This is a genomic window from Rhizobium sp. 862_C5_N1_2 (genome assembly GCF_051811205.1).
Taxonomy (GTDB): domain Bacteria; phylum Pseudomonadota; class Alphaproteobacteria; order Rhizobiales; family Rhizobiaceae; genus Rhizobium; species Rhizobium leguminosarum.
Window position 1 is genome coordinate 906,569 of the sequence record NZ_JBPWPT010000001.1, and the last position, 25,122, is coordinate 931,690.

The following is a 25,122-nucleotide window of genomic DNA, read 5'->3' on the forward strand; positions in this document are numbered from 1 at the left end:
ACAAGCTATCGAGAGATCGTTGCATGCTCCGAAAAGCGGTTGCGAGTGACCTCATGGCGCTCAAAGTTGTCCGTTCTTCAGTCGTCGAAAACGTATTGGCTGACCCCTCTAAGGTCACCGATCACGATTATGAATGGTATGTAAGAAATCCGGGAGTGGCCATTTGGGAAGAGAACGGCGATGTGGTCGGCTTTTCCGCGGCTGACCCACGCAACGGAAACATTTGGGCGCTCTTTATCGCTCCCGGATTTGAAGGAAAAGGGATTGGCTCGATTCTGCTGGCCGAAGCCTGCGCCTGCCTCAAATCTGCGGGCATCGAACGCGCGTGGCTCACCACCGATCCAAACACCCGAGCCGAGAGATTTTATCGAGCGGCTGGTTGGGAGCATGTCGGCGAAAAGGAGAATGAGCTTCTTTTCGAACGATCACTCTGAGTTTTGCGCGACTATCTGCCGAGAGGGCTCGGTCCGGAGGCAACGGTGTTGTCAGCGATCAATGGTCTGCGCGAAAGGGTTATCTAGCAGGCAGCGAAAGAGCTTCCGCTGCCGATGATCCAAAGTCCGCTTCAGGCCGAAAGCCCGTGTCGATTCATTCCAATTGGCGGATTGGATGGCTCTGAAAGTGCTCTACCGCTTCGTCAAGCTGCACCCACTTATGTTTCGATTGTTCGAAGACTGATAGGGCAGGAGGGGCGAAGGCCGGGTCGGCAAGGGAACCTACCGCCACCCCGATCCAGAACGGCGCAGCATCGGCCTTCCAATAGACGGTCGAGCCGCAAGTTGGGCAAAAATGCATGCGGACCTTGCGACCGCTCTCGGCAGTGCGAATGAATTCTGTAGACGTTCCAGATATTTCGACACAGCCGATCGAGTAGAAAGCATTTGCGCTGAACGGCGCACCCGTTCTGCGCTGGCAAGCCAAACAGTGGCAGAGAGCTGTCAATTGTGGCGGCTCGCTGAGCATCAGTCTCAGAGCGCCGCAGGCGCATTGGGCATTGGCCATGGAAACTCCTCCCGCTTGCACGGCGAAATTACGTTGAATGGGGGGTGAAGCGCAGGCCCGAACCGCAAATGGTGAGGGTGGGCGATGCGAATGGGCTGAGAGCTGATATAATTCAGGCTCACAGAAGCTCAAATGTAGATCGCGGAAATGCCGAAGTCTAGAGGAACGCCATCGGACCGCTTCGGGCCGGAGCGGATGTGGAGCCCTGATCGCAAAGTCTCAGGTTCTGACCAGTCCTGTAGCCAGCGGGTTCGGTGATCCCGCATTTCGGTGACGGGCCAGTCTTGCAGGCCCCTTATCCTTTATCCCTTGTCAGATATCGCTTGCAGCGCTCGATCAGAGGTCGGCCGCTTCGGCGGCCGTCGTGCGCCGCACCGGCAAGGCCGACTTGTGGCGGGTCGTCCAGCGAGTTTTTCGTTGTTAATGTACGACTTGGGAAGCTACCGACATCAATTCCTCGGAATTCGGTGCCTTGAATGTCTGGAGCCCAGCCTCCAGAACTTCAGTGAAGCTCCAGCGTACGATGCCCTCCCGGTCGATGAGGAACTGACCGACAAGCTGCCCGTGGTCGGCAGTCATCATCTGCTGATCGGCTTCCGTAATCTGATATCCTTCCTTCTCGTTGATGAACTCGTCCATTGCCATCACGCCCATCGGCTCGGGCAACTCGCCCGGAAGATCGATCCGTATCGCCATGACCGTGTCGATCCCGACCTCGCGTAAGCCGAAGGCTTGGTGCGAAGCCCGTACCGGGTCGGAAGCAGCAAGAAGATCGGGTATCGGATGGTAACGGAAATAGAGCCGCGCCCGTTCGACCGGGGTGTTGACCACCGCCAGGGATTGGACGCCTTTCTCACGCAGCATCGGGTTGAGATATGCCATGGCCGCGACATGGCGCCGGCAGAACGGACAATGCAGGCCTCGAAACAAACCGATCAACAACGGGCTGCGGCCGCGAAAATCATCAAGAGCGATCTTCCCCTCGCGCGAGATCGCATCAAACACAACGTTCGGGACCCGGTCGCCCGGTTGTAGCGGATGGTCGACAAAGGGCGTGGACATGGACAACCTCCTCGCTCGGGGATCAGTCGAGAAAAGGCGCCACGTGCTTCGAGGTCGAGATTGAGCGTTGCAAGGCCTGACCTCTCGTCTTACCGCACCGCCAGGATCCGATCTAAGAATGGCCCCACATTGGCCTGCGGGCAAGCGTTAAACAGCGAATCGTGAATTGAAAAAGTCCGTTTTCTGCAAACTCTGATTTTTTTAGCCGCCGTAGAGGCGGACACAGAAAATTGAGCGGGGGGACCTGCCGATTTTGCGTTCAAGCAGCGTGGGGCCGCGTAGTGGAGAGCCCCTATCGCAAAGTCTCAGGTTCTGATCGGTTCTTTGCCGCTCGACAGGGAATCCGCCGGCCCTGCAGCCAGCGGATTCGGTCTCGATGAGGGGCCAGACTTGCTGGCCCCTTATCCCTTAGATATCGCTTGCAGCGCTCGACCAGAGGTCGGCCGCTTCGGCTGCCGTCATGCGCCGCACCTCGGCCTCATGGCTGCGGCTAGCGAAGAGTTCGCTTGCCATGATCTGCTCGGCAAGATCGGCCGGAAGCGAGAGGATGACGCGGGCTTCGCCATTGTGTAGGCCGCCGAGTTCCGTGCGTTTGCCGGTGACCATGCCGCCGGCAACCGTGTTGTTGGTCTCCGGATCGATCAGGATGAAGGAGCCGGAAAGCCGGTTCTGCTCATAGGGGTCGAAGATCGCCGCTTCGTCGAAGACGAGCCGGACTTTGCCGATCGCATTCATGTAGAGCCGCTGGGCGGCGTTCCAACTGCCGGTCTTCAGCTCCAGCTGGCTGAGCGGCTGCACCTGCACGCGCTGGCGGCGGCTGCCGCTCTTCAGCCAGTAGCGCTTACCGGGCTCGATACCCTCAGGCTGCAGCGCGACGATCTGCGCGTCGAAGGCAAGGCCGACCTGCGGCTGGGCGTCGATGGAGACGATCATGTCGCCGCGCGCCACGTCGACCTGGCGGTCGAGCACCAGCGTGATCGCGTCGCCGGCAACGGCGGCATTGCGGACGAGATCGAAGGTGACGATCTTGGAGACATTGGCGACCATGCCGGACGGCAGGATCATGACGCTGTCGCCCGGCTTGACCGAGCCGCCGGCAACCGTGCCCTGATAACCGCGGAAGCTTTCGCCGGGACGCGAGACGCGCTGGACGGACAGGCGGAAGCCGACCGTCTGCGACGAGCGCACGGTGGCAAGCTCCAGTGTCTCCACCAGCGTTGGGCCGCTGTACCAGGGCATGGCGGCCTGGCCGGAATAGACGACGTTTTCGCCCTTCAGCGCCGACATTGGAATGGCGGTGATCTGCTTGACGCCGAGCGACAGGGCAAATTCCCGGAAGTCATGGCTGATCTTGTCGAAGCCGGCGCGATCATAGCCCGTCAGGTCGATCTTGTTGACGGCAAGCACGAACTGCTTGATCCCGAGCAGCGAGGCGATCGTCGCGTGACGGCGCGTCTGCTCGAGAATGCCGAAGCGCGCATCGACCAGCAGGATGGCGAGATCGGCGGTCGAGGCGCCGGTCGCCATGTTGCGGGTATATTGCTCGTGGCCGGGCGTGTCGGCGACGATGAAGGAGCGCTTGTCGGTCGAGAAATAGCGATAGGCGACATCGATGGTGATGCCCTGTTCGCGCTCGGCCTGCAGGCCGTCGAGCAGCAATGCGAAGTCGGGCAGACCGAGATCGTTCTGCTTGCCGGTGGAATCGCGCTGCAGGGTGGCGGCCTGGTCTTCCTTGACGGCCTTGGTGTCCCAGAGCAGGCGGCCGATCAAGGTCGACTTGCCGTCATCGACGCTGCCGCAAGTGATGAGGCGCAGCGGGCGCGAGTCGCGCAGAGCTTTCTGCTGCTCGGCGGCGGGCAGGCTGACGACGGTGGCGGCCGAGACGGCGGTTTGGGCTGCGGTCATCTCAGAAATATCCTTCACGCTTCTTCTTTTCCATGGAGCCGGACTGGTCGCGATCGATGGCGCGGCCCTGGCGTTCGGACACCGTTGCAATTTCGAGTTCGGCAATCACCTCTTCGAGGGTGGTGGCCTGTGAGCGGATGGCGCCGGTCAGCGGGAAGTCGCCGAGGGTGCGGAAACGGATCATGCCTTCCTGGCGGACTTCACCGGGCAGCAGTTCCAGACGTGGGTCCTCGGCGAGGATCATCATGCCGTCGCGCTCCACGAAGGGCCGCTTCTTGGCGTAGTAAAGCGGCACCAGCGGAATGTCCTCGGCCTGGATGTAGCGCCAGATATCGACCTCAGTCCAGTTCGACAGCGGGAAGGCGCGCACGCTCTCGCCCTTGCGGATCATGCCGTTGTAGATGTTCCAGAGTTCGGGCCGCTGGTTGCGCGGATCCCAGCGATGGTCCGGCGTGCGGAAGGAATAGATGCGTTCCTTGGCGCGGCTCGCTTCCTCGTCGCGCCGCGCGCCGCCGAAAGCGGCATCGAACTGGCCGGCATCGAGCGCTTGACGGAGGCCTTCGGTCTTCATGATGTCGGTGAAAGCAGCCGATCCATGCGTAAACGGCGTGATGTTTTCGGCTTTGCCGCGCGGATTGATGTGCTCGATCAGATCGAGATCATACTTCTTCGCGGTCTCGTCGCGGAAGGCGATCATCTCGGAAAACTTCCAGCCGGTATTCACATGCAGAAGCGGGAAGGGCACGCGGCCGGGATAGAAGGCCTTGCGCGCCAGATGCAGCAGCACCGAGGAGTCCTTGCCGATCGAATAGAGCATGACGGGACGCTCGAATTCGGCCGCAACCTCGCGGAAGATGTGAATGGATTCGTTTTCCAGCGCTTTCAGATGCGGGTCGAGCGGCGCCTTGGCGCTCTGCGGATTGCTGAGTTCCGTATCCGGACGGCTATCGGGCATGTTTTACTCCAGGCTATCGGTCGTTTACGGCTCGCCGCAAAACAATTCCTTGATGTTGGCTTTCCCCGGGAACGGTGGCTTTCCCCGGGAATGTTGGCTTTCCCAAGGCTGCGGTGGTCGCCGCGCCCCGATTGGGAAAGCCGTGAGGTGATTTACTGTGCGGCGATCGCTGCGGCCTCTTCGGCGACGTGCAGGCCGCATTCGCGCGTTTCGTCCTGCTCCCACCACCAGCGGCCGGCGCGTTCCGGCTCACCGGGCTTGATCGCCCGGGTGCAGGGCTCGCAGCCGATCGAAGGATAACCGCGCTGGTGCAGCGGATTGACCGGCACGCCATTTGCGGAAACGAAGGCCTTGATCGCCTCCAGGTCCCAGTCGGCGAGCGGATTGACCTTCAGCAGGTGGCGCTCGGCGTCGTATTCGGCAAAGGGCGTTTCGGCGCGATTGGCCGATTGGCCGCGGCGCAGGCCGGTGATCCAGATCGCAGCACCTTCGAGCGCCCGTGCAAGCGGCTTCAGCTTGCGCACGCCGCAACAGGCATGCCGGGCTTCGACACTCTCGTAGAAACCGTTGAGGCCGTATTGCGCCGCATAGGCGTCGATATCGGCCTTCTCGGGCTCGTAACGATGAATGCGAATGTCGTACTGGCTTTCGGTCTCTTCGATCAGTGCCAGCGTTTCGGCAAACAGCCGGCCGGTCTGCAGCGTGGCGACATCGATCGGCAGGCGGTGCGTGCCGATCTCGGCGGTGATCACCTGGTCCTCGATGCCGAGTGACGTTGTGAACACCACGCGGCCGCCGAGGCCTGAGACCAGCGACAGACGTCCGGCAAGGTCGATGCCTGCCAGTCTGTCATTCAGCGCCTTGGCTTCCGCAATCGGTCCTTCTTCCGCAATCGGCCCGTCTTCCGCAATCGGATTGATAGCAGTCATGAGAATCCTGTCCTTTGTTGACCGGAGTATCGCAGTTCACACAGGGATCGGACAGAAAAAGGGATTTCGAAAGCTGCGGCCGGAAGAGCAAATATCTCTCCGAAGCTGCCGCGATGCAGAAAAGCAGCCGCCTGCGGATGAAAATCCACATCGGCAGCTCGAATGTCTATAGAAATAGTAGAGTTACACGCAGCCTGTCAATCCGAAATCTGAAGTGATGCCGAAAATGGTGCAGAAGGCGCAGTTTTGGCATAGATTAAGAGAGCTTGGCCGAGAGCAAAAAACAAGGCCAAAACGCTTGTCTCTCAAGGCTTTCTCCGGCGCGTTCAAATTCCGTTCATGCTGGTTGTGCCATAGAGGTGAAAGTACTTCCGTAGCAGTGCGGAAATTCGCACTGCCTGTGTGTGTCGATGGTCAAAAATGATTACGCAAAAGGCGAAATATGCGCTGCGGGCGCTCACGGTCTTGGCTGATGCCGATGCCGACGAACCGGTGATGATTTCCGATATCGCGGCGCAGCAGAAGATCCCGAAGAAGTTCCTCGAACAGATCCTGCTCGACCTGAAACATCACGGCGTCGTCGCCAGCCGCCGCGGCAAGCAGGGCGGTTATCTCCTCCTCAAGCCCGCCCACACCATCACCTTCGGCGAGATCCTGCGCATCATCGACGGCCCGATCGCCCCGCTTCCATGCCTCTCGATCACCGCCTACCGCCGGTGCGACGATTGCGACGGCGAACAGAACTGCCAGATCCGCCACGTCTTCGCCAAGGTGGCGGACGCCACCCGCAAGGTGCTGTTCTCGACGACCATCGCCGATGCCGTCGCCCCAGCGCACAGCGCCGAAGTCACCCGTCTGCTGGCCTGAGCATCAGGGTGAACTGACGCCCGCATCTTTCTTCAAGATTTGGTGAAATCCCTTTTCTTCCGGCTCTAATGCTCCACCTGCCCGTCAATACGGGTAGGGAGGACGTCATGTCTATAATTTCAGCACAGCGGCTAGAGCAATTCCAGCAAAAGTGCAGAGCGGTTTTGCGTCCGGAATTGCGTGAAAACAAAGAGATAGAGCATTTCCGTGGTGCGAAGAAAAACGGAAATACTCTAGTGGCTGCAGCCATGCTTTCTGTGGCTTTCGCCACCGGCGCAATGGCCCATCACGGCTGGTCCTGGGCAGAGGCGGATCAGATCGAGCTTCGCGGCACCATCGAGAAGATCTCCATGGGCGGGCCGCATCCGACCCTTAACGTCGCGACCGCCAATGACGGCGTCTGGCTCGTCGAGCTCGGTAATCCGCGCCAGACGGAACGCTCCGGCTTCGTCGAAGGTGTCGCCAAGCCCGGCGACCAGGTGGTGGCCCTTGGAAACCGTTCGCAGGATCCAAAGGAGAAGCGGATGAAGGCGGTGCGCCTCACCATCGGCGAGAAGCGCTACGATATCTATCCCGACCGCATCAAGACGAACTGACCTCTGGGCGAACCGAGCTGTGATCGACATTCTCGAATGGCTGTCAGCCACCACGCCTGCGGTCGCGCTCCGGCGCTCCGGAACACTCTACATGTTCGTCAACGCAGCCCATATCCTGGCGATCGGTCTTCTCATCGGCGCCATCCTGCCGCTCGATCTCAAGCTCGCCGGCTTCTTCCGCAAGCTGCCTGTTGAAGTCGTTGCCCCGTTTCTCTCCCGCTCCGCCGGCGTCGGCCTTGCCGCGGCTATTCTAACCGGCTTCTGTCTCTTCAGCGTCCGGGCGGTCGAATACGCCGCCAATCCCGCCTTCCTCGCCAAGCTCGGGCTGATTGCCTTCGGATTACTCAACGTGCTGGTCGTGCACGCTGGGCAGGGTTGGCGAACGGTAACCACTGTCGGCATTCTTCGCCCTGCCATAAGAGTTTCGGCGGCTCTGTCGGCGGCGACATGGATCGCCGCACTTGTGGCGGGACGCTGGATCGGATTTCTCTGATGGGATCGCTCCCGATTTTCTCAACCGCGGCGCATATGAATTGCGTCAGGTGGAGGGGAGTTGAATATAACACGATGATCCATCATATTGCATTGCAATTGCAACGCATGAGGAACGTCATGAAAACGGCATCTCTCCCGTCCCTTCGCGTGGATCCTGAATTGCGCGCTGCCGCCGAAAGCGTTCTCAAAGAAGGCGAGAGCTTGTCGTCGCTGATAGAGGACTCTCTTCGCCGCCAGATCGATTATAGAAAGACCCAAGCGGAGTTCATCGCGCGGGGTCTGGCTGGCTTGGCGGACGCAGAGCGCACCGGTGTGTTTTACACAACGGACGACATTCAGGAGTTGATGCGCAAAAAGCTTGAAAAGGCGAAAGCTCGTAAAGCTGCACAGCAAAAATGACCTTCGAGCTAAAGTATACCCAGACCTTCTATGAAGATCTGGACCGGCTCGCCGATTTTCTGATCGAACGTGATCCGGATTTGGCGGAACGTGCCATCAACGCCATCCAAAAAGCTCTGATGATACTTCAGGATTTCCCGCTGATGGCCAGACGCGCCTCTGCGGATGATCCCTTGCTGCGCGAGCTCGTCGTACCATTCGGCTCAGCCGGATATGTCATTCTTTTCAAAGTGATGAGCGAAACGAGCGTCATTGTCATCGCCGTCCGTCACCAGCGCGAAGAAGACTACCACTGACTATCTGTCGCTGACCGCCGCGCGCGGGTTGACCCAGGGTTCCTGGTTCGAGCGCGCCAGCGGCTGTTTGCCGAGGATATGGTCGGCCGCCTTCTCTCCGGTCATGATCGAGGGTCCGTTCAGGTTGCCGTAGGTGACGTGCGGGAAGATCGAGCTGTCGGCGACACGCAGGCCATCGACGCCGATCACCCGCGTTTGCGGGTCGACCACCGCCATCGGATCGTCCTTGGCGCCCATCCGGCAGGTGCCGCAAGGGTGATAGGCGCTTTCCAGATGTTCGCGCAGGAAGGCGTCGATCTCTTCGTCGCTTTGCACGCCTTCGCCCGGCTGGATCTCCGGCCCGCGATAGTCGTTGAAGGCGCTCTGGCCGAAGATCTCGCGGGTGAGGCGCACACAGTGGCGGAACTTCTCCCAATCCTCGGCATGGCTCATATAGTTGAAGCGCAGCACCGGATCGGCCTTGGGGTCGGCCGAACGCAGCGTCACGCTGCCGCGCGACTTCGACAGGTTGTAGCCGACATGAACCTGGAAGCCGTGGCTCTTCGCCGCCGCCTTGCCGTCATAGCTGATCGCCACCGGCAGGAAATGGTATTGGATGTCGGGCTGCTTCAGCCCCGGCGCCGAGCGCAGGAAGGCGCAGGCCTCGAACTGATTGGAGGCGCCGAGCCCGCCGCGCGAGAGCAGCCATTGTGCGCCGGCCACGCCCTGCCAGAACCACGGTAGCCAGGAATAGAGCGACACCGGCTTGGTGCTCACCTGCTGGAAGTAGAATTCCATATGGTCCTGCAGATTGGCGCCGACGCCCGGCCGGTCGGCCTTCACCTCGATGCCCATGTCGTTCAGATGTTCGCCGGGGCCGATGCCGGAGAGCATCAAGAGCTTCGGCGAGTTGAAGGAGGAGGCCGAGACGATCACTTCGCGGTTCGCCTTCACCACCTCCACTTTGCCGTTGCGTTCGATCTCGACGCCGGTCGCCCGCCCGTCCTCGATCACGATCTTGCGGGCGAAGCCATAGACGATCCCGACATTTTGCCGCTTCAGCGCCGGCTTCAGATAGGCATTGGCGGCAGACCAGCGGCGGCCGCCGAAGATGGTCTGTTCCATCAGCCCGAAGCCTTCCTGCTTGCTGCCGTTATAATCCTCCGTCGTCTCGAAGCCCGCCTGTTTGCCGGCCTCGACGAAGGCGCGAAACAGCGGATTGGTGAAGCCGCCACGCTGGACATGCAGCGGCCCATTGGTGCCGCGCCAGCCTTCTTCGCCGCCATGCGAATGCTCCATCCGCTTGTAATAGGGGAGCACGTCGGCATAGGCCCAGCCGCTGGCGCCGAGCTCCTCCCAGCGGTTGAAGTCCTCGGCATGACCGCGCACATAGACCATGCCATTGATCGACGAGGAGCCGCCGATCACCTTACCGCGCGGCGCGGTGATGCGCCGGTTATTGAGGTTCGCCTCCGGCTCGGACAGATAACCCCAGTTATATCGCTTCATGCTCATCGGCCAGGCGAGTGCCGCCGGCATCTGGATGAACGGCCCAAAATCGCTGCCACCCGCCTCGATGACGATGACACTGTTCTTGCCGTCTTCCGACAGACGGTAGGCGAGGGCGGAGCCGGCGGAGCCCGAGCCGATGATGACGAAATCTGCTTGCATAGTCTTGTTTCCCTCGAGCTGCCATCATCCGGCTGCTTCTTGTTTTTCCCAGAGCCTGCCCCTCATCCGCCTGCCGGCACCTTCTCCCCGCTCGCGGGGAGAAGGGGATATGCCGCACCGGCTTCCCCTAACCTCGACGCTACGTTTGGCACGTCCCCTCTCCCCGCGCGCGGGGAGAGGGTTAGGGTGAGGGGCAAAGGGCAGCGCAGATGTTCTTCAGTTCAATAAGGCGCCACCACCGGCCCCATGCCCACGTAAACCGTCTTCAGCTCGGAATAATGCTCCAGCGCGGCCAGCGAATTCTCGCGGCCGAAGCCGGATTGTTTCGAGCCGCCGAAGGGGATTTCCACCGGGCAGAGATTGTAAGTGTTGATCCAGAGCGTGCCCGCCTCCAGCCGGTCGACGACGCGATGGGCGCGGGTGAGGTCGGCGGTGAAGACGCCGCCGGAAAGGCCGAATTCGCTGGCATTGGCCCGCGCGATCACCTCGTCCTCATCGTCGAAATCGAGCACCGACATGACCGGCCCGAAGATCTCCTCGCGGGCGATGCTCATGTCGTCGGTGACATCGGCAAACACCGTCGGCTGCACATAATAACCCTCGCCGGAGACGTTGTTCGGAATGCCGCCGCCGGCAATGAGTGTTGCGCCCTCGGCCTTGCCCTTCTCGATGTAGGAGATCACCTTCTCGCGCTGCGCCCAGGAAACCATCGGGCCCACCTGCGTCGCCTCGTCCATCGGATCGCCGATCAGCATCGCCTCGGTGCGGACCTTCAGCCGCTTCAGGAATTCGGCCTTAACAGCCTTCTGCACGAAGACGCGTGTGCCGTTCGAGCAGACTTGCCCGGTCGAATAGAAATTGCCGAGCATCGCGCCGCCGACCGCCGAATCGAGATCGGCGTCGTCGAAGACAACAAGCGGCGACTTGCCGCCGAGTTCCATCGTCACATGCTTGAGGTTGCCGGCGGCGGCCGCCGCCACCCTGCGGCCGGTCGGCACCGAGCCGGTCAGCGACACCTTGGCGACATCGGGATGGTTGACGAGCAGCGGCCCGGTGTCGCGGTCGCCCTGGATCACATTGAAGAGGCCCTTCGGCAGTCCTGCCTCATGCAGGATCTCGGCGATCTTCAGCGCCCCGAGCGGCGTGTTCTCGGACGGTTTGAACACCATGGCATTGCCGCAGACAAGCGCCGGCGCAGCTTTCCAGCAGGCGATCTGCTGCGGATAGTTCCAGGCGCCGATGCCGACGCAGACGCCGAGCGGCACCCGCTTGGTATAGGCAAAGTCCTGGCCGAGCGGGATCTGCGAACCGTTGAGACCGGCCGGCGCAATGCCGCCGAAGAATTCGAAGGCATCGGCACCCGAGGTCGGGTCAGCGACAACAGTCTCCTGGATCGGCTTGCCGGTGTCGAGCGTCTCGAGTTCGGAAAGCGCCCGGTTTCTCTCGCGCATGATGTCGGCTGCCCGCTTCAGGATGCGCCCGCGCGCCATCGGGCTCATCGCCGCCCATTCCGGCTGGGCGCGCTTGGCCGCCGCGATCGCCCGTTCAACGATCGCGGGCGTTGCGGCATGCAGCCGGGCGATCACCTCGCCGGTCGCGGGATAGAGGCTCTCGATGACGGTGCCGTCGGTATCCTCGACATATTCGCCGTCGATGAAGTGCGAGGCTTTCGGCTGGGCTTTCATGTCATTTGTCCTTGGGTGGTTCGATGTGGTCGTCCCTTCTCGCTCCGGGGAGAGGGGGAGGCGGTGGCCAAAAGCGCATTCAGATAATCTTCCGTCAGCGCGATCGAGGCTTCAATGCCGATCGGCGCGGATTTCAGACTTTGCCTGATATAAAGCCCGTCGATCATCGCCGCAGCGCCTTCGGCGATGCGTTCTGCGGCGTCAGCTGGCAACAGCGCCTTGAGGTCGGCCAGCAGATTGGAGCGCAGCCGCCGCGCATAGATCACCAGGAAGCGTCGCGTCTCTTCCGAGCGCTGCGCTTCGGCGTAAAAGGCAAGCCAGGCGGCAATCGTCTCCGGCGCGAACTGGTCGGCGTGGAAGCTGACGCGGATGATGGCGGAAAGCCGCGCCCGCGGCGTCCTGGCGGCCTTAAGTGCCGCCACCGTATCGCTGCGCAACTGTCGGAGAAGCGAGCGGATCGTCTCGATCAGCAATTGTTCCTTGCTGCCGAAATAATGATGCGCCAGGGCTGGCGACACGCCGGCCTGCCGGGCGATATCGGACATGGTGATGGCAAGCGAGCCGTGATCGCCGATCACCCGCAGCGCTGCATCAACAAGCGCCTTGCGGCGCACCGGCTCCATTCCGACTTTCGGCAACAAACCACTCCTTGAAATCAGCGGCAGGTTATTTTTGATTGACTGATCAATCAATAAAAATCTTTCGCGATTTGACTGGGCGCGGATCTTTCCCTGTCAAATTGCTGCAACATATTCAGAATCTCAGGAGGTGCATCATGACCGATGTCTTCGAGGGAACGCCGACATCTTCGCTACAGTCGAAATGGATCTGGTTTGCCGGCCTCGGCGTGTTGTTGCTCGTCTGCGGTCTGATCGCGCTCGGCAATCTGATGCTCGCCACCGTCGTTTCGGTCTATTATGTCGGCATGCTGATGCTGTTCGGCGGGGTGATCTATCTCGTCCATGCCTTCCAGGTGCGCGGCTGGGATCATGTGCTGTTCTGGATACTGAGCGGCCTGCTCTATGTGCTTGCCGGCATCTGCGCTTTCGTCAATCCGATCCTGACCTCGGCGGCGTTGACGCTGTTTCTCTCGCTCGCACTGGTCATCGCCGGCGTCTTCCGCACCTGGGTCGGCATGCGCATGAAGCCCACCAAGGGCTGGCGTTGGATCGTCGCAAGTGGCGTCATCACCGCTCTTGCCGGTTTCGTCATCGCGCTCGGCTGGCCGGTGAACAGCCTGTGGATCCTCGGCCTGTTCCTCGCCGCCGATCTCATCGTCCAGGGCTCGACAATGATTGCCTTCAGCCTCGGCATCCGCAGTCGAAACTGATGCCGCTGACCGTTCTTTTTTGACAAGACTATGACAGGGGATTAGACTTAACGGGTTACAGACCGGTCCTAAGTCAAGTGAACGGTCTGAGTGCGAATGCACCAAGGCACCGGCGAGATCGCCGAGAATGCTGAAAATGGTCATGCGTCCCCCAGAGGCAGGGTTCTGCCTGATCAGAAAAGGGAGGAAGTTCATGCCGATGGTCACCGTTTCCATCTCTCCGCAACAGGCAGCGGGCATCCGCGCCGCCGTCGACAATGGCGGCTATGCCTCGAGCAGTGAGGTCGTCCGCGAGGCGCTCCGCCTCTGGGATACCGCCCGCAAGCTCAATGAGTTCCGGGACGATATTCTTGACGACGGCGCTCCATCCGGCGGCAGATGCGTCGCCGACATGTTCGCCGATCACGAGGCGGAGCGCCGTCGCTCCGCCTGAACAAGCATTTGATTGCATTGGAAAAATTGAATGAACGCGGAACGCGCAGGATGCTCTTGCGCGTTTCATAAAACTTTCACACTGGCGAAAGAGTTCATTGATCCTTCTGCGGCATGTTCCGGACGAAAAAGAACAAGTCACAGTGGAGATCGGCCCACAATGAAGACCAGCATGTCCTTGGCTGCCACCGTCGCGCCGGATGTCCTGCGCCGCTACGCCAGCGATCAGATCGTCACCCTTGCCAAGCTCGTGGTCGAGAATGCCTTCCAGCCGATCGTCGAGGCCGGCACCGGCACGGTTTTCGGCTACGAATCCCTGATGCGCGGCCAGGAACGCATCGGTTATGATACGCCCCTCGAAATCCTCGACGAGGCTCACCAGGCCGGCCAGCTGCTGCAGCTCGAACAGATGGTCGCCAGCCGCGCGCTCGCCAAATTCGCGACGCTATCGAATTTCTCCACCTCGACGCTGTTCCTCAATCTCGATGTCCGGCTGATCCCGCATGGAGAACACCTGGTCGAGAGCCTGCTGCAGCATCTGCGCAAGGCGAATATTCCGCCGTCTTCCGTTTGCTTCGAATTCTCCGAGCGTTTCGACAATACCAGCGTGCCGGAATTTTCCGGCCTCGTTTCCAGGCTGCGCAAGGCCGGTTTCAAACTGGCGATCGACGATTTCGGCGTCGGCCACGGCGAGATAAAGCTGCTCTGCGATTATGCCGTCGATTATCTCAAGATCGACCGCCATTTCGTCGCCGAGATCGACCGCAGCCCCCGCAAGCGCCATCTCTTGAGGAGCATCGTCAACATTGCCCATGTGCTCGGCACGCGCGTCATCGCCGAAGGCATCGAGACCGAGGCCGAATTCATCGCCTGCCGCGAATATGGCGTCGACCTCGTCCAGGGCTGGTTTATCTCCCGCCCGACGACGCATATATCAGAGCTGGCGCCGTCCTACCCGCACCTGCAGGAGCTCGGCAAGAGCAAGCGGGGCAGCCAGTCGCTCGACGAAATCCTCATCCGCAAGCAGATCGAGCTGCTGCCGACGGTCTATGAGAATGACAGCATCGACAGCGTCTTCGAACTCTTCCGGCGTAATCCGCGCCAGGCCTTCTTTCCTGTCCTGAACGCCAATGACGAGCCGCGCGGCATCATCCACGAGCATCACCTCAAGGAATATATCTACCAGCCCTTCGGCCGCGATCTCCTGAAGAACAAGATGTACGAGCGCAGCATCTCGCATTTCGTCGAGATGGCGCCGATCGTCGGCCTCGACAGCGACGCCGAGCAACTGATGGCCATCTTCGCCAATATGGAAGGCAGCAACTGCCTGATCCTGACCGACAATATGCGCTATGCCGGTGTCGTCTCCGCCGCGTCGCTGATCAAGGTCATCAACGAGAAACAGCTGAAGACCGCGCAGGACCAGAACCCGCTGACCGGCCTGCCGGGCAATCGTGCCATCCGCGATTTCATGCGTCAGTCCGGCCGCGACGGCGATGCGCTTCGCCACTTCTGCTATTGCGACTTCGACAATTTCAAGCCGTTCAACGATGCCTATGGCTTCCATCTCGGCGACCACGCGATCTCGCTGTTTGCCGCGCTGATGCGCCGCTATTTCTTCGCCGAACGTCATTTCCTCGGCCATGTCGGCGGCGACGATTTCTTCATCGGCGTCGTCGGCTGGACCAAGGAAGAGCTGACGGAAATCCTCGAGCGGCTGATCAGCGATTTCCATGACGACGTGCGGGACCTCTATTCCGACGAGGATCGCGCCGCCGGCCGCATCCTCGGTCACGACCGCACCGGCGCCGAAGCTTTGTTCCCGCTGATGCGCTGCTCGATCGGCGTCATCGAACTGCCGGAGGGCCTGGTCATCGACGATATCAACCGCGTCAGCGCCGAAATCGCCATCATCAAGTCGGCCGCCAAGGACAGCGAGGGAGGCCTGGTCTTCCATCTCCTACAGCGCCGCGCGTCATTTTAGATGCGCAAAGGACGCTGTAGCACTTATGCAGTGGGCGAGGCGAATTGACGCCTCTGCCACATCAAGTCTTCCCAAGCCTGCGGGGCTGATTTACTTCCTGTGTTTTAGACAAAAAGCCAGAGCGGTTCCGCGCACTTCCACCAAAAGCTGAACTGCTCCAGGGAGGAGCCGGGTCATGCCATTGCCTCAGGAAATGCGTTTCGTCGATCTGCCGTCCTTCGGCGGGCCCGAGGTGATGACGATCGGCAAGCGACCGCTTCCCGTACCGCAAGACGGGCAGGTTCTGGTGCGCGCCGAGGCGATCGGCGTCAACCGCCCCGATATTGCCCAGCGCCAGGGCAGCTATCCCCCGCCCAAGGATGCGAGCCCGATCCTCGGTCTGGAGCTATCAGGCGAAATCGTTGCCGTCGGCCCCGGCGTCAGCGGGTATGGCGTCGGCGACAAGGTCTGCGGGCTCGCCAATGGTGGCGCCTATGCCGAATATTGCCTGCTGCCGGCAGGCCAGATCCTGCCCTTTCCCAAGGGCTATGACGCGGTAAAGGCGGCCGCTTTGCCTGAGACCTTCTTCACCGTCTGGGCCAATCTCTTCCAGATGGCCGGGCTGACGGAAGGCGAAACGGTGCTGATCCATGGCGGCTCCAGCGGCATCGGCACGACGGCGATCCAGCTCGCCCGCGCCTTCGGCGCTGAAGTCTACGCGACGGCGGGTTCGAAGGAGAAATGCGAGGCCTGCGAGAGGCTCGGCGCCAAACGCGCGATCAACTACAGGACCGAGGATTTCGCCGAGGTGATCAAGGCCGAGACCGGCCACGGCGTCGATATCATCCTCGACATGATCGGCGCCTCCTATTTCGAGCGCAACATCGGTTCGTTGGCCAAGGACGGCTGCCTGTCGATCATCGCCTTCCTCGGCGGCGCGATCGCCGAAAAGGTCAATCTCTCGCCGATCATGGTCAAGCGGCTGACGGTCACCGGCTCCACCATGCGGCCGCGCACGGCAGAAGAAAAACGCGCCATCCGCGACGACTTGCTCTCCGAGGTCTGGCCGCTGCTGGAAGCCGGCACCATCGCCCCCGTCATCCACAAGGTCTTTGCCTTCGAAGAGGTTATCGAAGCCCACCGGCTGCTGGAAGGCGGCAGCCATGTCGGCAAGGTCATGCTCACCGTCTGAGGTCAGCTTCGGACCAGCATTTGTGCGCAAGGTGAAGCTGATCCTGGCCGTTTGTGAGTCTCCCCGGGTCGTTGAACAGTCGTCTGATCGAAACCCGGCCCCGAAACTGCGCATCTTGATGTGGTGTTGCTTGCGCATTGTACGGTCCCTACGAGGAATGCAATGGCTCTATTCCACGCCTGCCCCATCTGCCGCAGCAGAATTCCGCATTTCATACCGCTTCCGCGCTACTACATCGACAAGGCGGTCGAGCACGGCTTTCCCTATCGCGTCGATGAATTCGAGACGATCAACCATCAGGCCTATAGCTGCCCCAATTGTCATTCGTCCGATCGCGACAGGCTCTACGCGCTGTTCCTGACGCCAGTGTTCCAGCGCCTCAACCAGGCGCACCCCTTCCGGTTCCTGGACATTGCGCCGGGACGGGCCTTGAGCTTCTGGCTCAAGAGCCACCCGCATATCTTCTACCGCAGCTGCGACATGTATATGCCCGAGGCAGACGACAAAGCTGATATCCACAACCTGCCCTACGCCGACGAGAGCTTCGACTTCGTGCTTTGCTCCCATGTGCTCGAACATGTCGAGGATCCGGTGCGTGCCACCGCCGAAATCCGGCGTGTTCTCAAGGAACACAGCATCGCCATCCTGATGGCGCCGATCTGCCTGTCGATCGAGGACAACTATGAAAATCCCGAAGTGACGACGCCGGAAGGCCGCTGGGCGCATTTCGGCCAAGACGACCATGTGCGCCTCTTCTCAAGGTCCGGGTTCATCGATGTGATCCAGCGCGCCGGTTTGGCGGTGCAGCAAGTTCCGGTCACCGAATTCCTGACGCCCGAGGTCTGCGATACCTATGGCATCGGCCGCAGCTCCGTCCTCTATCTCGGCGTGAAGCAGCAGGCCGTCCAGCAGGAGCCGGAACCGGAGCGCAACGTCGCCTAATGCATGTCGCCCGGAAGTGTGCAGCGGTTCCGGGACAACGACATGCATAAAAACAAAGAGCTAAAGCGTGTTGCATGAAGCAAATTTGATGCGACGCGCTTTAGAGCATAATGTCGTCAGAACAGTGTGAGTGGTTTTCGGACGACATCATGCTCTAACTCTTGAATTGAGAACAGGATTCGGACCTTAGGCCGATAGGGCCTAAATCATCCTGTTCTAAGAGCGCAGCAAGCATTCAGTTATGAAAAGGCGCCCCGAACCCGAGGCGCCTTTTTCAATTTCGGCTGTCTCTCAGCGTCATCGCCGCCACAATCGCGACGATGCCGGGCAGCGCCATCGCGACATAGAGCCAGTGGGCCGCCGAGATGCTGCCTGCAACGCCGCCCGGATCGACGAGGCCGGCGCCATTGGCGATGACGCCCGAGAAGGCCGCACCGAAGGCGCCGCCGAGCGAACTCATCGTCGGGATCGCCGAAGAGGCCTTGTCCTGCTCGTTGTCGGCAACAAGCCTCAGGACCATGGCGACCAGATGCGCCCAGCCGAGACCGATGCCGAAGCCCATCATCAACATGCCGATCGCCGCCGGCACGATGAGAAGCATATGCCCCTCCGAATTGTCGCTCGCGAGGAAAATCGCGAGCGAAGCGGTCGCCGCCGTCTCGATAAGGGCACCAATGACGATTGCCCGGTAAGCCGGCCTGCCGGTCCAAGAGCCACTGAGGAAGGCCGCAAACGTCCAGCCGAGGGCGACGAGTGCGACGAGATATCCCGATAGGAGTGGCGCCACCCCATGCAGGGTCTGCAGGAAATAGGGAATGAAGACGTCGCTGACGAGGACGACGGTCATGGCGAGCATCGCCAGGTAGACCCGGGAAATCGGCTGGGAAAGGCTGACGGCGCCGGACGGCAAGAGCCGGTTCGGGCTCTTCCGCTCGATGAGAAGCATGGTTGCCACCGCGATGACCGAGGCCGCAATCAGCGCCGCTTTCGCGCCTGTTGTCTCGATCGCGCCGGCCGCACTCACCATCAGCACGGCCGCAAGCAGCAGTCCGATCTGGGCAACCGGGGTCTTCTCCTGCTCGCGGTCGTCCTCGACCTTGGGCAGAAGCCGTGGCGCCAGCACTGCCATCAACAGCCCGAGCGGCACGAGCACGATGAAAGCGTAGCGCCAGGTGTGGCCCGAAGAAAAGAAGCCGCCGAGCGTCGGTCCGATGACGGTCGCCACGCCCCAGATCGCCGCATAGAGCGTCGAGGCCTTCGGCCAGAGTGGCTCGGGATAGACGAAGCGGATGAAGGCATAGCCGAGCGCGGCCAGCGCCCCAGTTCCCAGACCCTGCACCGCGCGTCCGATCAGCACCACCGGCATCGACGGTGCGGCTGCGGCAATCAGGCTGCCGACGCCGAAGACCAGTGCCGCGATCACATAGACGGATCGAAGCCCGATGCCGCGCGGCCGCATGGCGACGAAGATCGAGCCGAGCACGGCGGCGGCGACGAACAGGCTGGTGACCCAGGAAAACAGCGCGAGCCCGCCGATATCGCGCACGATCGAAGGCGCGATCGTCGCCATGATGTAACTCTCCACAGCATAAAGCGTCACGCCGCCGGCCAGCATCAGCGTTGCCGGCAGGTGCTCGGGCAGGAACAGGCGGAAGACCGAGCTGGAATTCGAGACGGCTGCGGTCTGGTCGATATTCGACATGGGAGGACCCCGAGATTTTTACTGGCGAAGGATTATTTTCCAAGTTATAAATTGGAAAATTGCATGCCGCTTCGATTAAAACAAGACGTGACTTGGAAAATATGCGCCAGTCCCCAGCCAACCGGATCCTGATCCTGATAAAGACCGATGGCCCGCAGCTTGCCGCCGCGATCGGCGATGCGCTCGGCATATCAGGCGAAGCCGCCCGGCAGCAGCTGTCGAAGATGGCGGAGGAGGGGCTGGTGGAACCGGTCACCGTTGCCGCCGCGGGCAGGGGCCGGCCGCGCCAGCTCTGGCACCTCACGGCCAGCGGCAACCGCCAATTCCCGGATGGCCATGCCGAGCTGACGGCAAATCTCCTTGGCACGCTGGTCGAACAGCTCGGGGCCGCAGCCCTCGATACCGTCATCTCCGCCCGCGAGGCCGAGACGCTGCAGCGCTATCGGCAGGAACTCGGCGAGGCGCATGACCTTGCCTCGCGCATCGAAGGCCTTGCCGGCATCCGCACCCGCGAGGGCTATATGGCCGATCACTGGCAGGAGGCGGACGGCTCCTTCATGCTGGTCGAAAACCACTGCCCGATCTGCGCCGCCGCTACCGCCTGCGCCGGCTTCTGCCGCTCCGAACTCGAAACCTTCCGCGCCGTCCTCGGCGCCGATATCGAGCGCAGCGAACACATCCTCGCCGGCGCGCGCCGCTGCGCCTACCGCATCATGCCGCGTTGACCGATATCGCTCGCAACCGGCTGGCGCTTCACGCCGGCTGCCGCGCCTGCCGCCAGTTGCTTTCGAGATAGAGCAGCACTCCGATCGATGCGAGACCCGCGGCCGCGCCGACAAAGGCGGTGCCGGAATAATCGGTGATCGCGGTGCCGAAAGCGAAGAGGCCGGCGCTGATGCCGGTCCCAATGAACGTGTTCAGCGAGATCAGCGAGGTTCCAAGCCCCGGTCGGTCCGCGATCAGGTCCTGCAGATAGGTGATCGGCACGCTGAGGATCGCTGCCGCCCCGCAGGCATTGAGGAGGAGTAGTGCATAGATGTGCCAGGGCGCGGAAGCAAAACCAAGCAGTAGCAGATAGGCGCAGTAGATCAGCGCGCCGAAGGCGAGCACATGCACGGTCCGGAAGTGGCGCTGCGCAAAGCCCCACATCATCATGAACGGCATCTCGAGCAGCGCCGTCAAACCTGCCATGAAGCCGACATCGACGACGGTGCCGCCGGCCGCATGGGTGATGATCAGCGGCAAGAGCATGCTGTTCAGCCGCTGCAGCCCGAACAGCATCGCCATGACGATAACGCGCGACAGCACGTGCGGCACAAAAATCCGTTTCAGCGAAGCAAAGAATCCGGCGTGATCGGGGGCAGGGCCGGCGGCGCCATTTCGGGGTGCGAAGAAGAAATACAGGCAGAAGCAGGTGCAGCTTGCCAATGCCGCGATCCCATAGGCCGGCGTCATCGACGGCGAACTGACGAGATAGAGGCCGATCAACCCCGGCGCCAGCGCCCATGAGCCGGAAAACAGCGCTCGCACCGTTGCGGTGATCGCCGCCCCCTGGCCACGGTCCATTTGATTGGTCCTGGCGCGCAGGCTGGCGAACAGCAGCGAATAGGTGGAATTGCTCATCGGCACCAGCAACAGCGTGGAGAAGATGAAGACCACGGGGCTATGAATGATCGCGATCGACCCGAAGCCGAGCATGCCGGCGACGCAAAGCCCCAGCACCAGCGGCCGGCGCTCTTTCAGCCTGTCCGACCAGATGCCGAGCGTCAGGCTCGTCGTCACGTTGACGATTGCCGAGAAGAACACCAGCGCCGAATAGGCGCCATTGCTCAAGCCGAGTTCGTTGATCCCGATGATCGACTGGTAGGGCGCGGTCGAAGCATAGGTGAAGGCGAGCGCGACGAGTGTCACGGTCGGAATACGGATCCTGTTGTCGCGAAGGATCAAGGAAAAGGTGGATGGCATGGGGCGGTTCCTGATGCACCACTCTTAGCTGCATCGGACCTATCAGAGAAACGATAGTTTTAGATCGTCTCCGTCAATTTTTGTGATGAATGTTTGGACGATGTGATCGCGTCCAAGCCTGCAAGGGGGCTGAATGCCTATTTCAGAATTTCGCGACCAAATTCGAGAGCCAGAAGTCGATTTGCCCGAAGGGAAGAACATTTGCCAAAAAAGCGACGAGCGCTGAGGTGGTGTATATCAACACCAGCCCAAGAAGGACTCCAAGGGTGATTCCGACGCTCGTCTTTGCGGGCTGGCGTGCCAACCAACACGCCAAGCTCAGAGAGACAATCGTGAAAAGTGCCAACAACGTGGACTCGGTGATAGATATGCCCGATTGCAAAACAATCCCTCGGATTGTGAATTGGGTTGCAAGGCATAACGTCTCGAGCCGTCTAAACTCAAGGGCTGGGACGGCGGAATATGCGGTGATGTCCAGCCACCCATAGAGCCGGTGCACTATCAGCAGGCACCCGCGCAGCCGCCTAAACCCCGACGCCACGTCAACCCCGTTGGCTTTCGCCGCGTGACGCGTTATGGACTGCGCAACCCGCCAGCATCCGGATGAGAGCTCATGACCAATCCCGTCACCGTCGAAGTCACCCGCGGCCTGCTCGTCGAAAGTCGCCATCGTGGCGCGGTGGCTGTCATCGATGGCGATGGCAAGCTTGTCTTCTCGCTGGGCGACATCGAGGCCGCGGTCTTCCCGCGCTCGTCCTGCAAGGCGATGCAGGCGCTGCCGCTGGTCGAGAGTGGTGCTGCCGATGCCTACGGCTTCGGCGACAAGGAATTGGCGCTGGCCTGCGCCTCGCATAGTGGCGAGGACGAGCATGTGGCGCTGGCCGCTTCCATGCTGTCGCGCGCCGGTCGCGACGCCGAGGCGCTGGAATGCGGCGCCCACTGGTCGTTCCATCAGAAGACCCTGATCCATCAGGCCCGCACGCTCGAGGCACCGAACGCGCTGCACAACAATTGCTCGGGAAAACATGCCGGCTTCATCTGCGCGTGCTGTCATCAGGACCTCGATCCGAAGGGCTATGTCGGCTATCAGCACCCGCTGCAGGTCGAGATCCGCGCGGCGATGGAAAGCCTGACCGGCGCCGTGCTCGGCGCCGAGAGCTGCGGCACCGACGGCTGCTCGATTCCGACCTATGCCGTGCCGCTCAAGAGCCTTGCCCACGGTTTTGCCAAAATGGCGACCGGCACCGGCCTCGAACCCCTGCGCGCCAAGGCTTCCCGCCGCCTGATCGAGGCCTGCATGGCCGAGCCCTTCTATGTCGCAGGCTCCGGCCGCGCCTGCACGGAACTGATGCAGATCGCCCCCGGCCGTATCTTCTGCAAAACAGGCGCCGAAGGCGTCTTCTGCGCCGCCATCCCGGAAAAGGGCATTGCCATCGCGCTGAAATGCGAGGATGGCACGACCCGCGCCGCCGAAGCCATGGTGGCGGCGACCCTCGCCCGCTTCTTCGAGACCGAGAGCGAGGTGCATGCGGCCCTGATCGCCCATGCCACGAAGCCAATGCGCAATTGGAACGGCATCCATGTCGGCGATGTCAGGGTCACCTCCGCCTTGGCCGGATGAGTCGAGCTTGCTTACATAAGTTATTAGAAAAATAAGAATTGCCTAATATAAAGGGGTACGTCCTGCGATCGCGGATGCACCCTTTCGCGGCGACGTGAGCACAGTCCTGGAAGCCGTGAGGGCAGGGCATGTTTGCAGGCCGCTATCTCTGGTGGATGCTGATGGGCATCGGCATCTTCATGTTCGCTACGTTGAGCCTCGATTATCTCACCTGGCTCACGATCCAGCTGTCCGGCTGCGGCGAGATGGCCGGGACCTGCGAGCCGGCCCTGCGGCTGATATCGGGCGTGCTCAAACCCGCCTGCATCTGGACCGCGATCGGCGTGCTCTTCATGGCGACGCTGCTCCGTCTTCACGCTCTCTCGCTCATCTGGTTCTGGGGGCCGATCGTCGCCATCTGGTTCGTCGCTTCCACGCCGATCCTGCTCTTCCTGGCGGCGGATGGGGCGGCGCTGACGCAATCCGCTACCCTGGCCGCACTGCCCGTCGCCTTCCTGTTTCTGGCGGCTTTCGCAGCCTATCTCATGGTTGCCCTCGAGGATGGCGACATGCCGCCGCTTGCAGCCTCGGTGCCGTTGCGCCTCACACTCCGCCTGACGGCGGTCTACGGCGCGCTTTCTGGCGCAGCCTTCATGCCGGAACTGTCGCGGATCGCCGGGACCCTGCTCGACATGCCGGCACTTTCCGTCGTCATCGCGTTGGCGCAGCCATATCTGCAGACGGTGCTCACCTTTGGAACCGGCAGCATAGCGCCGGCCTATGCCGTGTTGGCGGCCTTCATCGCGGCCCTTGCCGCAAGTCTCTTGCCGCATGCTGCAGCACCGCAGCCCTCCCGCAGCACCATCATGCTGCGGCGATTGCGCCGTTGAGATCGCGATAGGGTTTCAGCCGTTCGGCGGTCACCTCCATGGGCACGATCAGCCCCGCCACCTCGGAAATGCCAAGCACCGGGCAGGGCGAGACGAGGTCGAACTTCTCCTCAGTCAGCAGCACATGCGTTTCGGCCGAGCAGCGGGCAATGTGCCGCTTGATCGCCGCTTCCTCGAAATCGCCGGTGGAAAGCCCGTGCACCGGATGCGCCGCCGTCACCCCGAGGAAGAAGAGGTCGGGGCGAAGCTGCGAGATCGCCGCTGCCGCCGCTGCGCCCGTCGCCACCATCGAATGTTTGTAGAGCCGTCCGCCGGTCAGGATCACCTCGGCTGTCGGGTGGTGTTCCAGCTCGGCGGCGATCGTCGGGCTGTGGGTCGCAACCGTCAGCGGCATGTCGCGCGGCAAATGCCGGGCGATCTCCGCCGTGGTCGTGCCGCCATCGAGGAAGATCATCTGGCCGGGCTTGATCATCGCCGCCGCCGCTGCTCCCAGCCGTGCCTTGATCTGTGACGACACGCTGCGCCGGGCGGTGAAGTCAGGCAGGTCAGGCGCCAGCGGCATCGCCCCGCCATGCACCCGTTTCAGCAGCCCCTCCGCCGCCATTTCCCTGAGGTCGCGCCGGATCGTGTCTTCCGAAAGGGCGAAATCCTCGGCGACGCGCTTGGCGATCACCTGGCCGTCACGGCGCAGGATGTCGAGAATGAGGGTCTTGCGTTGCGTTGACAGCATCGTCTCTCTGCACGAAATTAAACATAATAGCCCGATATTGCACGAAACGACTCGACATTCAAGAAATATCGTGCATTTTCACGAAATCCCGTGCATGAGGCCGGGAGTGCTCACGCAGATGCGGAGCGAAGGAGTGGATCATGTTGATTTTGATTGCCGGGCCCTATCGGTCCGGAACGGGCGACGACCCGGAAAAGATGGCCGCCAACCTGAAGCGGCTGGAAGAACCCTCACACGCGCTGTTTGAGGCGGGCCACGTGCCGATGATCGGCGAATGGGTGGCGCTGCCGATCTGGCATGCCGCCGGCGGCCGGTCGGTCGGCGATGCGCTCTACGAAGAGATCTTCCACCCGGTTGCCGGCCGGCTGCTGCATCTCTGCGAAGGCGTGCTGCGCCTGCCCGGCGATTCCAAGGGAGCGGATAACGACGTGCGCATCGCCAGGGAACGCGGCATTCCGGTCTGGCACAGGCTGGAGGATGTGCCGGGCTGCGGCTGAGCGGATTGCAGCGCCCGCGCTTTACCCTTCGCTACACT

Annotated in this window: 26 protein-coding genes; 15 read left to right on the plus strand and 11 right to left on the minus strand. The window is 61.5% G+C overall.

Going from position 1 to position 25,122, the window contains the following annotated elements; all coding sequences use genetic code 11:
* Positions 1-53: 53 nt before the first annotated feature.
* Entirely contained in the window at positions 54-434 is a 381-nt protein-coding gene (locus ACD590_RS04580) for a GNAT family N-acetyltransferase (protein ID WP_245472625.1), read from the plus strand.
* A gap of 154 nt (positions 435-588) precedes the next feature.
* Here ACD590_RS04580 and ACD590_RS04585 read toward each other — a convergent pair whose 3' ends face one another.
* From ACD590_RS04585 to ACD590_RS04605, 5 genes are all read right to left on the minus strand, one after another.
* Complete coding sequence (locus ACD590_RS04585) at positions 589-1,002, minus strand: GFA family protein (protein WP_439002241.1); 414 nt, start codon at positions 1,000-1,002, stop codon at positions 589-591.
* A gap of 420 nt (positions 1,003-1,422) precedes the next feature.
* Entirely contained in the window at positions 1,423-2,064 is a 642-nt protein-coding gene (locus ACD590_RS04590) for a peroxiredoxin-like family protein (protein ID WP_047619530.1), read from the minus strand.
* A 408-nt stretch (positions 2,065-2,472) separates the two neighbouring features.
* A complete protein-coding gene (gene cysN / locus ACD590_RS04595; RefSeq protein WP_018449476.1) occupies positions 2,473-3,969 on the minus strand; it encodes a sulfate adenylyltransferase subunit CysN in 1,497 nt (498 codons plus the stop codon).
* A gap of 1 nt (position 3,970) precedes the next feature.
* Positions 3,971-4,924, minus strand: a complete 954-nt coding sequence (gene cysD, locus ACD590_RS04600) for a sulfate adenylyltransferase subunit CysD (RefSeq protein WP_003546395.1) — start codon at positions 4,922-4,924, stop codon at positions 3,971-3,973.
* Positions 4,925-5,076: 152 nt separating this feature from the next.
* On the minus strand, positions 5,077-5,853 hold the full coding sequence (locus tag ACD590_RS04605) for a phosphoadenylyl-sulfate reductase (RefSeq protein WP_439002242.1): 777 nt from the start codon (positions 5,851-5,853) through the stop codon (positions 5,077-5,079).
* Between the two features lie 420 nt (positions 5,854-6,273).
* Here ACD590_RS04605 and ACD590_RS04610 point away from each other — a divergent pair, with 420 nt between their 5' ends.
* The 5 genes from ACD590_RS04610 (at position 6,274) to ACD590_RS04630 (ending at position 8,506) form a co-directional block, all read left to right on the plus strand.
* On the plus strand, positions 6,274-6,720 hold the full coding sequence (locus tag ACD590_RS04610; protein ID WP_018241150.1) for an RrF2 family transcriptional regulator: 447 nt from the start codon (positions 6,274-6,276) through the stop codon (positions 6,718-6,720).
* A 248-nt stretch (positions 6,721-6,968) separates the two neighbouring features.
* Positions 6,969-7,316: a DUF6152 family protein gene (locus ACD590_RS04615; RefSeq protein WP_050565096.1), complete on the plus strand. Its 348-nt coding sequence runs from the start codon at positions 6,969-6,971 to the stop codon at positions 7,314-7,316.
* Between the two features lie 19 nt (positions 7,317-7,335).
* A complete protein-coding gene (locus ACD590_RS04620; RefSeq protein ID WP_018241152.1) occupies positions 7,336-7,809 on the plus strand; it encodes a DUF6644 family protein in 474 nt (157 codons plus the stop codon).
* Between the two features lie 119 nt (positions 7,810-7,928).
* Positions 7,929-8,210 (plus strand): YlcI/YnfO family protein, encoded by a 282-nt coding sequence (locus ACD590_RS04625; RefSeq protein WP_003546405.1) that lies wholly within the window; start codon positions 7,929-7,931, stop codon positions 8,208-8,210.
* Entirely contained in the window at positions 8,207-8,506 is a 300-nt protein-coding gene (locus ACD590_RS04630) for a type II toxin-antitoxin system RelE/ParE family toxin (RefSeq protein ID WP_439002243.1), read from the plus strand. Before ACD590_RS04625 ends, ACD590_RS04630 begins: the two co-directional genes overlap by 4 nt.
* Here the strand turns inward: ACD590_RS04630 and betA are convergent, their stop codons facing one another.
* The 3 genes from betA to betI all read right to left on the minus strand — a co-directional run bounded on the left by betA (position 8,507) and on the right by betI (position 12,464).
* Positions 8,507-10,156 carry a choline dehydrogenase gene (betA, locus tag ACD590_RS04635; protein WP_439002244.1) on the minus strand — a complete coding sequence of 550 codons (1,650 nt, stop codon included), beginning with the start codon at positions 10,154-10,156 and terminating at the stop codon, positions 8,507-8,509.
* Between the two features lie 221 nt (positions 10,157-10,377).
* Complete coding sequence (gene betB / locus ACD590_RS04640) at positions 10,378-11,841, minus strand: betaine-aldehyde dehydrogenase (RefSeq protein WP_018241156.1); 1,464 nt, start codon at positions 11,839-11,841, stop codon at positions 10,378-10,380.
* Positions 11,838-12,464 carry a transcriptional regulator BetI gene (gene betI, locus ACD590_RS04645; RefSeq protein WP_439003513.1) on the minus strand — a complete coding sequence of 209 codons (627 nt, stop codon included), beginning with the start codon at positions 12,462-12,464 and terminating at the stop codon, positions 11,838-11,840. The genes betB and betI overlap by 4 nt, the downstream gene beginning before the upstream one ends.
* A 152-nt stretch (positions 12,465-12,616) precedes the next feature.
* Here betI and ACD590_RS04650 point away from each other — a divergent pair, with 152 nt between their 5' ends.
* The 5 genes from ACD590_RS04650 (at position 12,617) to ACD590_RS04670 (ending at position 17,700) form a co-directional block, all read left to right on the plus strand.
* The gene (locus tag ACD590_RS04650) at positions 12,617-13,171 is read left to right on the plus strand and encodes an HdeD family acid-resistance protein (RefSeq protein WP_018449469.1); all 555 of its coding nucleotides are present in this window, start codon (positions 12,617-12,619) and stop codon (positions 13,169-13,171) included.
* A 193-nt stretch (positions 13,172-13,364) separates the two neighbouring features.
* Complete coding sequence (locus ACD590_RS04655) at positions 13,365-13,604, plus strand: ribbon-helix-helix domain-containing protein (RefSeq protein WP_018241158.1); 240 nt, start codon at positions 13,365-13,367, stop codon at positions 13,602-13,604.
* A 159-nt stretch (positions 13,605-13,763) separates the two neighbouring features.
* The gene (locus ACD590_RS04660; protein WP_439002245.1) at positions 13,764-15,587 is read left to right on the plus strand and encodes a bifunctional diguanylate cyclase/phosphodiesterase; all 1,824 of its coding nucleotides are present in this window, start codon (positions 13,764-13,766) and stop codon (positions 15,585-15,587) included.
* 175 nt (positions 15,588-15,762) lie between these two features.
* Positions 15,763-16,758 (plus strand): NAD(P)H-quinone oxidoreductase, encoded by a 996-nt coding sequence (locus ACD590_RS04665; protein ID WP_439002246.1) that lies wholly within the window; start codon positions 15,763-15,765, stop codon positions 16,756-16,758.
* A gap of 162 nt (positions 16,759-16,920) precedes the next feature.
* Complete coding sequence (locus ACD590_RS04670) at positions 16,921-17,700, plus strand: class I SAM-dependent methyltransferase (protein WP_018241160.1); 780 nt, start codon at positions 16,921-16,923, stop codon at positions 17,698-17,700.
* Between the two features lie 274 nt (positions 17,701-17,974).
* Here ACD590_RS04670 and ACD590_RS04675 read toward each other — a convergent pair whose 3' ends face one another.
* A complete protein-coding gene (locus ACD590_RS04675) occupies positions 17,975-19,402 on the minus strand; it encodes an MFS transporter (RefSeq protein WP_439002247.1) in 1,428 nt (475 codons plus the stop codon).
* Positions 19,403-19,503: 101 nt separating this feature from the next.
* Between ACD590_RS04675 and ACD590_RS04680 the strand changes: the two genes are divergently transcribed.
* Entirely contained in the window at positions 19,504-20,127 is a 624-nt protein-coding gene (locus tag ACD590_RS04680; RefSeq protein ID WP_439002248.1) for a helix-turn-helix transcriptional regulator, read from the plus strand.
* Positions 20,128-20,155: 28 nt separating this feature from the next.
* Here the strand turns inward: ACD590_RS04680 and ACD590_RS04685 are convergent, their stop codons facing one another.
* Positions 20,156-21,367, minus strand: coding sequence for an MFS transporter (locus ACD590_RS04685; RefSeq protein ID WP_018241163.1), 1,212 nt, complete (start codon positions 21,365-21,367; stop codon positions 20,156-20,158).
* A gap of 613 nt (positions 21,368-21,980) precedes the next feature.
* On the opposite strand from ACD590_RS04685, the gene ACD590_RS04690 reads away from it, so the two are divergent.
* Both ACD590_RS04690 and ACD590_RS04695 read left to right on the plus strand, forming a co-directional pair.
* Positions 21,981-22,988: an asparaginase gene (locus ACD590_RS04690; protein WP_439002249.1), complete on the plus strand. Its 1,008-nt coding sequence runs from the start codon at positions 21,981-21,983 to the stop codon at positions 22,986-22,988.
* A gap of 128 nt (positions 22,989-23,116) precedes the next feature.
* Positions 23,117-23,857, plus strand: coding sequence for a hypothetical protein (locus ACD590_RS04695; protein ID WP_439002250.1), 741 nt, complete (start codon positions 23,117-23,119; stop codon positions 23,855-23,857).
* Here ACD590_RS04695 and ACD590_RS04700 read toward each other — a convergent pair.
* On the minus strand, positions 23,832-24,587 hold the full coding sequence (locus ACD590_RS04700) for a DeoR/GlpR family DNA-binding transcription regulator (RefSeq protein ID WP_439002251.1): 756 nt from the start codon (positions 24,585-24,587) through the stop codon (positions 23,832-23,834). The two genes, ACD590_RS04695 and ACD590_RS04700, sit on opposite strands and share 26 nt — an antisense overlap.
* A gap of 140 nt (positions 24,588-24,727) precedes the next feature.
* Between ACD590_RS04700 and ACD590_RS04705 the strand changes: the two genes are divergently transcribed.
* Positions 24,728-25,084, plus strand: a complete 357-nt coding sequence (locus ACD590_RS04705) for a hypothetical protein (protein WP_028734132.1) — start codon at positions 24,728-24,730, stop codon at positions 25,082-25,084.
* Positions 25,085-25,122 lie beyond the last annotated feature (38 nt).